This is a genomic window from Mesorhizobium sp. M7A.F.Ca.CA.001.10.2.1 (genome assembly GCF_003998575.1).
Taxonomy (GTDB): domain Bacteria; phylum Pseudomonadota; class Alphaproteobacteria; order Rhizobiales; family Rhizobiaceae; genus Mesorhizobium.
Genome location: NZ_RZQY01000205.1, coordinates 1 through 9073, shown reverse-complemented (window position 1 = coordinate 9073; position 9073 = coordinate 1). Strand labels below are relative to the sequence as shown.

6 protein-coding genes are annotated in these 9073 nt (G+C 63.4%); 2 read left to right on the top strand and 4 right to left on the bottom strand.

Translation table 11 applies throughout. The features are described from left to right. The first annotated feature begins 42 nt into the window (after window positions 1-42). A complete protein-coding gene (locus EN964_RS15250; protein WP_127269140.1) occupies window positions 43-1371 on the top strand; it encodes a DNA polymerase IV in 1329 nt (442 codons plus the stop codon). On the opposite strand, the gene EN964_RS15245 is transcribed toward EN964_RS15250, so the two are convergent. Then, window positions 1368-1874, bottom strand: a complete 507-nt coding sequence (locus EN964_RS15245; protein WP_127269139.1) for a hypothetical protein — start codon at window positions 1872-1874, stop codon at window positions 1368-1370. The genes EN964_RS15250 and EN964_RS15245 overlap by 4 nt on opposite strands. Window positions 1875-2071: 197 nt before the next feature. On the opposite strand from EN964_RS15245, the gene EN964_RS15240 reads away from it, so the two are divergent. Then, window positions 2072-2953, top strand: a complete 882-nt coding sequence (locus EN964_RS15240) for a DMT family transporter (RefSeq protein ID WP_127269138.1) — start codon at window positions 2072-2074, stop codon at window positions 2951-2953. Window positions 2954-2964: 11 nt separating this feature from the next. Here the strand turns inward: EN964_RS15240 and EN964_RS15235 are convergent, their stop codons facing one another. The 3 genes from EN964_RS15235 to EN964_RS15225 form a co-directional block, all read right to left on the bottom strand. Continuing rightward, on the bottom strand, window positions 2965-3768 hold the full coding sequence (locus tag EN964_RS15235) for a potassium channel family protein (protein ID WP_127270750.1): 804 nt from the start codon (window positions 3766-3768) through the stop codon (window positions 2965-2967). Window positions 3769-3835: 67 nt separating this feature from the next. Continuing rightward, a complete protein-coding gene (gene dnaE / locus EN964_RS15230; protein ID WP_127270747.1) occupies window positions 3836-7363 on the bottom strand; it encodes a DNA polymerase III subunit alpha in 3528 nt (1175 codons plus the stop codon). A 107-nt stretch (window positions 7364-7470) separates the two neighbouring features. Next, the coding region (locus EN964_RS15225; RefSeq protein WP_127276501.1) for a biotin/lipoyl-containing protein at window positions 7471-9073 on the bottom strand (1603 nt) is incomplete at its 5' end.

Sequence of the window (9073 nt, the reverse complement as noted above, 5' to 3'; positions counted from 1 at the left end):
TCGCTGGCCTTGCACTGTCGTACCATTGCATCTGTTCTCTTTATGTTCGCAGCGATGGCGGCCCCTGTCAACAATCCCGATCACGGTTTTTGCCGCGACTGCCTGACGTTTCAGCGCAGCCAGGCGCGCCGCTGCGAGCGCTGCGGCAGCCCGCGGCTTGCGCGCCATCCAGAGCTTTACCGGCTGCATCTGGCCCATATCGATTGCGACGCCTTCTATGCGGCGATCGAAAAGCGCGACAATCCGGCGCTCAAGGACAAGCCGCTGATCATCGGCGGCGGCAAGCGCGGCGTCGTCTCCACCGCATGCTATATCGCCCGCATCCAAGGCGTGCGCTCGGCCATGCCGATGTTCAAGGCGCTCGAAGCCTGCCCGGAGGCGGTGGTCATCAGCCCCAACATGGAAAAATACGTGCGCGTCGGCCGCGAAGTGCGCGCCATGATGCAAGCGCTGACACCGCTGGTCGAGCCGCTGTCGATCGACGAGGCGTTTCTCGACCTCGCCGGCACCGAACGGCTGCACGGCCTGCCGCCCGCTGTGGTGCTGGCGCGCTTCGCGCAGGCCGTCGAGAAGGAGATCGGCATCACCGTTTCGGCCGGCCTGTCCTATTGCAAGTTCCTCGCCAAGATTGCGTCTGACTTTCGCAAGCCGCGCGGTTTCTCGGTCATCGGCGAGGCCGAGGCAGTCGGCTTCCTCTCGGCGCAGCCGGTGACCATGATCTGGGGTGTCGGAAAGGCATTCAACGCCACGCTGGAGCGTGACGGCATCCGCACCATCGGCCAGTTGCAGCAGATGGATCGCGGCGACCTGATGCGCCGCTACGGCACGATGGGCGACCGGCTCTACCACCTTTCGCGCGGCGAGGACGTCCGCCGCGTCGATCCCGACCAGGATGCCAAGAGCGTATCGGCCGAAACCACCTTCGACACCGATATCGCGTCGCTGGAGGAACTGGTCGCGGTTCTCAGGGGCCTTTCGGAAAAGGTCTCGGCACGGCTGAAAAAGTCAGGCATTGCCGGGCGCACCGTGGTCTTGAAGCTGAAGACCCAGGATTTCAAGCTGCGCACGCGCAATCGCCAGCTCGGCGATCCGACCCGGCTCGCCGACCGCATCTTTCAGACCGGGGTGGAGCTTCTGCGCAAGGAAACCGACGGCACGAAGTATCGGCTGCTCGGCATCGGTGTCAGCGACCTCTCGGACGACGACAAGGCCGACCCGCCCGATCTGGTCGACATCCAATCGCGCAAGCGCGCCATGGCCGAAGGCGCCATTGACGCCCTGCGCGACAAGTTCGGCCGCAAAGCGGTGGAAACCGGCTACACATTCGGCAAGGGCCGCGACGCCCATCCGCCGGAGCCGCTGGAGGATTAGGTGCGCTGCAGATCAATCCTGCTCGTCACCACGCTCTTGCCGGTTTTCGGGTCGGTGTCGATGACGGTCAGCCGCATGCCGTTCTCGCCGCGTTTCTCGACCTTCATCTGCGCCCTTCGGTCGCCATTGACCTCCTTGGCCCAGCGAATGCCCAGGTTGATCGCGTTGCCCGAACGGCTGCCGTTAAGCTGCGCCGGTCCCGTGCGAGAGCCGACATAGGTGCCGCTGTATTTGGCACCGCTGGCCTTCAGGTCCGCGCTGATGGCGCGCGTGACCACGACAAGTCCCCGGCAATTGCCGTCGAGCGACAGGGAGGTCGATGTCGCGTTCGAGCTGAACGTGCAGGACACGTTCACGGTCGGCGCATCGGTGGTGACCTTGACGATACCCTTGCCGGCGAAATTGCCCTTGAACGCCTGGAGAAATTGGGCCTCGTCGGCATGTGCCGCACCTGCCGCAACCAATAAGCCGCCGGTAAGCGCGAATTGCGCGAAGGATCTCATTGAAGCTCTCCTTGTCGATCTTGAAAAAGGCGGGACGGTCCGCGAGCACGGCTGACCACCGGAACTCAACGCCACTTGCGGTTTCAGGTTCCGCCCGCCACACGACTGTTTTACAACATCCAGCCAGTCGCGACTGGCCCAGAAGAATGCCTTGTGTAGCGATTGCGGCAGAAGCCCTCGCCTGCGACATAGCGCGAATGGCACCCACCCCCTCGATCCCCAAGGCCGCGTTCTGGATGGCACTGTCGATCGCTTCCTTCCTTGGGATGACGGTCGCCGGCCGAGCCACGACAGCGGAGCTCAACGTCTTCCAGGTGCTTGAGTTGCGCTCTGTGATCGGCTTCTTCATCCTTCTGCCGCTGGTGATGATGAGTGGCGGTTTTCGAGCCATGCGCACGCAGCGCCCCATTGCCCATATCGCCCGCAACGTCATCCATTACACGGGCCAGGCGGCCTGGCTCTACGCCCTCACTTTGATCCCGCTGGCGGTGCTGATCTCGATCGAATTCACCACGCCGATCTGGACAGCTATCCTGGCGGTGATTTTTCTGGGCGAAAGGCTGAACCGGCCCAAGCTGGCAGCGATCGGGCTGGGGCTGATCGGCGTGGTGATCATCGTGCGCCCCGGTGTCGGCTCGGTCGACCCTGGACATCTCGTCGTGCTGGGTGCCGCGGCCTGCTTCGGCATCTCGGTGGTCACGATCAAATCGCTGACCCGGACTGACAGCGTCGTGCGCATCATCTGCTGGATGCTGATTATCCAGTCGATGGTCGGTCTCATCCCGGCGCTCTATACGTGGCGCAATCCGCCACTGGAGCTATGGCCGTGGATCGTGCTGATCGCTTTCACCGGCATGTCGTCGCATTTCTGTATGGCCCGCGCGCTTGGCTATGCCGATGCGACCATCGTCTCGCCGATGGATTTTCTGCGCGTGCCGCTATCGGCGCTGATTGGCTGGCTGCTCTATAGCGAGCAGATCGATGCCTTCACCGCCGGCGGCGCGCTGCTGATCCTGATGGGCAATCTGCTCAATCTTCAGCGCAGGGCTATAAAGCCGGCCGAAGTGGCGGCGTCGTAGTACGCCGGCCGTCAGTTCCCTTCGTCGGGTATGTTGAGAAGATGACCGCAGGCTTTGCAATGCACGGCGTCCGGCTCGTGCCGCCGCAAGCCGCACTGCGGACAGGGAAACAAAACCTTGGCTGGCCGGAAGATCGCCTGAGCCAGTCTGACAAACAGCGATATGCCGATGATCATGGTGACGATTGCGGTCAGCTTGCCGGCTATGCCCGGCAGCACGATGTCGCCGAAGCCGGTCGTCGTCACCGTGGCGACGGTGAAATAAAGCGCGTCGACATAGTTTTCCAGACCGGCGCCAGTGCGGAAGAAGAACGTGTAGACGAAGCCGGTGATGACGAACAGGAAGGTCAAAAGGTTGATGACCGCGTGGCTGGCCTCGCGCCACGGCCTCAGGCCGCGCATCTCCAGATGCCGCCAGAGCGAACCGCTGCGCGACAGCGACCACAGCCGCAGGATGCGCAGGAAGGCGAGATTGGCGAACGCCGTCGGCATCAGCAGCGTCAAAAGGATGAAGACATCGACCCACGACGTCGGCTGCTTCATCAGCCGCAGCATGTTTTTGGAGGCAAGCAGCCGGGCGACCAGATCCGCGGCGACAAGCGCGGCCGCCGAATAGTCGAGCCAGAGGAAGGACGGCTTGTCCTGAAGAACCGGCGTCGCGATGAAGAAGGCGATGATGGCGAGGTCGATGACGACGGCCACCAGTTGGAACCGGAAAGCGGCCGGCGTGCGCCCATGATAGAGCCTGCGCAGCCTGTCACGCAGCCGCGCCAAGGCTGAAACCGCCTGCGACCCGTTCCTCTGCGCCGGCTTCATACTGACTGCGCTGGCGTTCGCGGCAGCGACCGCCCGGCTGACCGCCGCGCGCGAGAAAGAGCGGGGGTCACACCAGCTCCACTTCGACCACACCCGGCACCGCGCGCATCGCCGAAGCGATCTGCGGCGAAATCCGGTAGCGGTTCGGCAGCTCGATCTCGATTTCGCCCTCGCCTTCGTCCTTGATCAGCACGAAGCTGACCTGCCCCTCGCCCCTGACAGTCAGTTGGCCGGCCAGCGTGTTGATCGGCGAGGCGTTGCGCACGAAGATGCGAAGTGCCTTCTGGATACGGCTTGCCTCGTCCTCCAGCGACTGCACCGAGTTGATGCGCAGATTGACGCCTTCCGGCCTGTCCTCGGCGGCAACGGTGATGACCACGGAGCGGCCGGCCTCGAGCAGATCGCGATATTGCGCCAGTCCTTCGGAAAACAGCACGGCTTCGTACTGGCCGGATGTGTCGGAAAAGGCGATAACGCCCATCTTGTTGCCGGTGCGCGTCTTGCGCTCCTGCTTGGACGTCACCGTGCCGGCCAGACGGCCGGCGGCGGCACCGCGTTTGACGGCCGCCGAAAACTCGGCCCAGGTCTGAACCCGCATCTTCTGCAGGGCTGCCTTGTACTCGTCGAGCGGGTGCGCCGAGAGATAGAAGCCGACCACCTGGAATTCACGGTGCAGCCGGTCGGCGGCGAGCCATGGCTCCGTCGCCGGCAGATTAAGTGCCTGCGACTGGGCGCCGAGCGAAGCGCCGAAGATGTCGTGCTGGCCGGAAACCGCGTTCTGCTGCGCCAGCGACGCCAGTCCCATCATGCGTTCCACGCCCGCCATCATCGATGCGCGGTCGTGGCCGAAGCAATCGAGCGCGCCGGCCATGATCAGGCTTTCGAAGACACGCTTGCCGACGATCTTGGGATCGACCCGCTCGCAGAAATCGGCGAGGTTCTTGAACGGCTTTTCGCCACGCTGGGCAACGATGTGCTCGACCGCAGCGTCGCCGACACCCTTGAGCGCTGCCAGCGAATAGTAGATGCGGTTCTCACCGACCTCGAAGGGGCGAAAGCTCGACATCACCGAAGGCGCCAAAACCTCGATACCAAGGCGCAGCGCGTCCTGGCGGAAATCGGCGAGCTTATCGGTGTTGCCCATGTCGAGCGTCATCGACGCCGCCAGGAACTCGACCGGATAATGCGCCTTGAGATAGGCGGTCTGGTACGAAACCACCGCATAGGCGGCGGCGTGCGATTTGTTGAAACCATAGTCGGCGAACTTGGCCAGCAGGTCGAAAATGAAGTCGGCTTGCGGCTTGCCGACGCCACGCTCGACCGCGCCGGAGACGAAGCGCTCGCGCTGCTTGTCCATCTCGGCGCGAATCTTCTTGCCCATGGCGCGGCGCAGCAGATCGGCTTCGCCGAGCGAGTAGCCGGACAGCTCCTGCGCGATCTGCATCACCTGTTCCTGGTAGACAATGACGCCTTGCGTCTCCTTCACCAGATGGTCGATCTTGGGATGGATCGACGCCATCTCCTCCTCGCCATGCTTTCTGGCGTTGTAGGTCGGAATGTTCTCCATCGGACCGGGGCGGTAGAGCGCAACCAGCGCGATGATGTCCTCGATGCAGTCGGGCCGCATGCCGATCAGCGCCTTGCGCATGCCGGCGCTTTCCACCTGGAACACGCCGACCACTTCGCCGCGCGACAGCATGGCGTAGGTCTCGGGATCGTCGAGCGGGATCGTCGCCAGGTCGATCTCGATGCCACGCCGGCGGATCAGCTTGACCGCCGTCTCCAGCACGGTCAGCGTCTTCAGGCCGAGGAAGTCGAACTTCACCAGCCCGGCCTGCTCAACATATTTCATGTTGAACTGGGTGACGGGCATGTCCGAGCGCGGATCGCGGTACATCGGCACCAGTTCCGACAACGGCCGGTCGCCGATGACGATGCCGGCGGCGTGCGTCGAGGCGTGGCGGTAAAGGCCCTCCAGCTTCTGCGCCATGTCGAGCAGCGTCTGGACGATCGGCTCCCTCTCGGCCTCTTCGGCAAAGCGCGGCTCGTTGGCGATGGCGTCGGCGAGCTTGACCGGGTTGGCCGGATTCTGCGGCACCATCTTGGAGAGCTTGTCGACCTGGCCATAGGGCATCTGCAGCACGCGGCCGACGTCGCGCAGCACGGCGCGCGCCTGCAGCGTACCGAAGGTGATGATCTGGCCGACCTGGTCGCGGCCGTATTTCTGCTGGACGTAGCGGATGACCTCCTCGCGCCGATCCTGGCAGAAGTCGATGTCGAAGTCGGGCATCGACACGCGGTCGGGATTGAGGAAGCGCTCGAAAAGCAGCGAGAAGCGCAGCGGATCGATGTCGGTGATGGTCGTCGAATAGGCGACCAGCGAGCCTGCGCCCGAACCGCGGCCTGGCCCGACCGGAATGCCTTGCGCCTTGGCCCATTTGATGAAGTCGGCAACGATCAGGAAGTAGCCGGGAAACTTCATCTTGGTGATGATGCCAAGCTCGAAATTCAACCGCTCGCGGTATTGCTCGACCGAGTAGCCCGCAGTCGGGCCATGCATGGCGAGGCGCGCGTCGAGCCCCTCATGCGCCTGGCGGGCCAGTTCGTCGGCTTCCGCCTGCACCGCGGCGTCATTGTCAGCGACATCGCCGCCGGTGAAGCGCGGCAGGATCGGATTGCGGTTTTTGGGATAATAGGAGCAGCGCAGCGCGATCTCGACAGTGTTGTCGATCGCTTCTGGCAGATCGGCAAAGAGCCTGGCCATATCGGCCTGGCTGCGCAGGAAATTGTCCGGCGACAGCCGGCGACGATTGTCGGCGGCGACGACCGATCCTTCGGCGATGGCGATCAGCGCGTCATGTGCGTCATAGTCGTCACGGGAGGAAAAGAACGCCTCGTTGGTGGCGACCAGGGGCAGTTCATGGGCATAGGCCAGATCGATCGAGGATTTTTCGATCACGCGATCATAACCGGAAACCCGATCCAGCTCGACATAGAGCCGGTCGCCGAACATTGCCTTGAGGGTCAAAAGCCGGGCTTCGGCCAGATCGCGGCGATCTTCCTTGAGCGCGGTGCCGATCGGTCCGCGCGGCCCACCGCTGAGGCAGATCAACCCGTCACAAAAGCCTTCCATCATTTCGGTGGCCAGGTGCACGGCTTCGCCTGGCGGCGTTTCGAGGTAGACGCGGCTGACCAGCCTGACCAGATTGGAATAGCCGGCTTCGGTCGCGGCGAGCAGGACGACCGGCCGCATATCGGGACCTTGCCGTCGGCGGTCGCGCTGGCCATCGCTGTTTTCGCCGGAAAAGGCGAGCGCCGCCTGGCAGCCGATGATTGGCTGGATGCCGTCCTTCACCGCCTTCTGCGCGAATTCCAGGGCGCCGAACAGATTGTTGGTGTCGGTCACGGCAATGGCCGGGGCTTCGTCCTTGACGGCGTGAGCCACCACCTTGCCGATCTGCAAGGCGCCTTCCAGCAGCGAATAGGCCGAATGCACGCGCAAATGGACGAAGGGCCGCGCCGGGGCCTCCGGCCGCGCCGCAGCAATCGCTGCTTCGCGCTTCAGGGGATCGCGGGGAAGTTTTTCGTCGGCCATGGTGCTGTGTGAAGGTCCTTGAGTCGATGGAGATGTATTGTCCGGGACCGCGCGATGCCAGTCCAGCACAAACCACTGCTGATCACAGGCTGCCTGCCCGGCCAGCCTTACGCAAACTCCATGATCACCGCGTCGACAGCCAGGCTGTCACCCGGTTTGGCGTTGAGCTTGGAGACGACAAGGTCGCGTTCAGCACGCAGCACGTTTTCCATCTTCATCGCTTCCACCACCGCCAAGGTCTCGCCGGCCTTGACCTCCTGGCCTTCGGCAACGGCAATCGACACGACAAGGCCGGGCATCGGGCAAAGCAGCAGGTTCGACGTGTCCGGCGCCACCTTTTCGGGCATCAGCCTTTCCAGCTCGGCGGTGCGCGGCAGCATGGCGCGCGCGGTCACCGACATGCCTTTCCAGGCTATGCGAAAGCCGTTGGCAACCGGCCTGACCTGAGCCGTAACCTTGCGCTTGCCGACCGTGCCGCGCCAGACCAGGTCGCCCGGCCGCCAGTCTGATGCAACGGTCAACGCCCTGCCGGCCTCGATCGACAGATCGATTTCCATCGGAATGGAAATCATGCCCTCGATAATCGAGGCCGACAGATAGTCATCGCCGATCTTTACCACCCAGTCGCGCTTCAGAGCTCCCGAATGCGGCGCCAGCCGCCCGCCCAGCCGGTCGAGCCGGTCACGGCGCAGCAGTTCCACCGCCGTCGCAATCGACGCCAGCACGGCCTTCTCATCGTCGTTCGGTACGACCGGCGCGAAGCCGTCGGGATATTCCTCCGATATGAAAGCGGTCGATATCCGCCCTTCCCGCCAACGCGGATGCTGCATCAAGGCAGCCAGGAACGGAATGTTGTGCTCGATACCGTCGACGACGAAGCTGTCGAGCGCTTCCGACATGGCATCGATGGCCTCCAGACGCGTCGGCGCCCAGGTGCACAGCTTGGCGAGCATCGGATCGTAGAACATCGAGATTTCGGAGCCTTCGGTGACGCCGGTGTCGTTGCGGATGATGACATCGCCGAATTGTCCTTCCTCAGGCGGCCGGTAGCGTGTCAGCCGGCCGATCGACGGCAAGAAGTTGCGGTAGGGATCTTCGGCATAGAGCCGGCTTTCCACTGCCCAGCCGTTCAGTTTGACATCGCTTTGTTTGATGGCAAGCTTTTCGCCGGCGGCGACGCGAATCATCTGCTCGACCAGATCAATGCCTGTGACGAGCTCCGTCACCGGATGCTCGACCTGCAATCGTGTATTCATTTCAAGGAAATAGAAGTTCTTGTCCTTGTCGACGATGAATTCGACCGTGCCGGCGCTCTGGTAGTCGACGGCCTTGGCCAGCGCCACCGACTGCTCACCCATAGCCTTGCGCGTCTCGGCATCCAGGAACGGCGACGGCGCCTCTTCGGCGACCTTCTGGTTGCGTCGCTGGATCGAGCATTCGCGCTCGCCGAGATAGAGCGCATTGCCATGCGCGTCGGCCAGCACCTGAATTTCGATATGGCGCGGATCGACGACGAATTTCTCGATGAAGACACGATCGTCGCCGAACGAACTCTTGGCTTCCGAGCGCGCGCGGTCGAAGCCGTCGCGCACTTCGGCCTCGCTCCAGGCGATGCGCATGCCCTTGCCGCCGCCGCCGGCCGAAGCCTTGATCATCACGGGGTAGCCGATTTCGCCGGCAATCTTTTCGGCATGGTCGGCATTCTCGATG

Excerpts from the sequence above, each read along its gene's own strand:
- dnaE (WP_127270747.1), bottom strand. The coding sequence starts at position 7,363 with ATGGCCGACGAAAAACTTCCCCGCGATCCCCTGAAGCGCGAAGCAGCG.
- EN964_RS15240 (WP_127269138.1), top strand. The coding sequence starts at position 2,072 with ATGGCACCCACCCCCTCGATCCCCAAGGCCGCGTTCTGGATGGCACTG.
- EN964_RS15245 (WP_127269139.1), bottom strand. The coding sequence starts at position 1,874 with ATGAGATCCTTCGCGCAATTCGCGCTTACCGGCGGCTTATTGGTTGCG.
- EN964_RS15250 (WP_127269140.1), top strand. The coding sequence starts at position 43 with ATGTTCGCAGCGATGGCGGCCCCTGTCAACAATCCCGATCACGGTTTT.
- EN964_RS15235 (WP_127270750.1), bottom strand. The coding sequence starts at position 3,768 with ATGAAGCCGGCGCAGAGGAACGGGTCGCAGGCGGTTTCAGCCTTGGCG.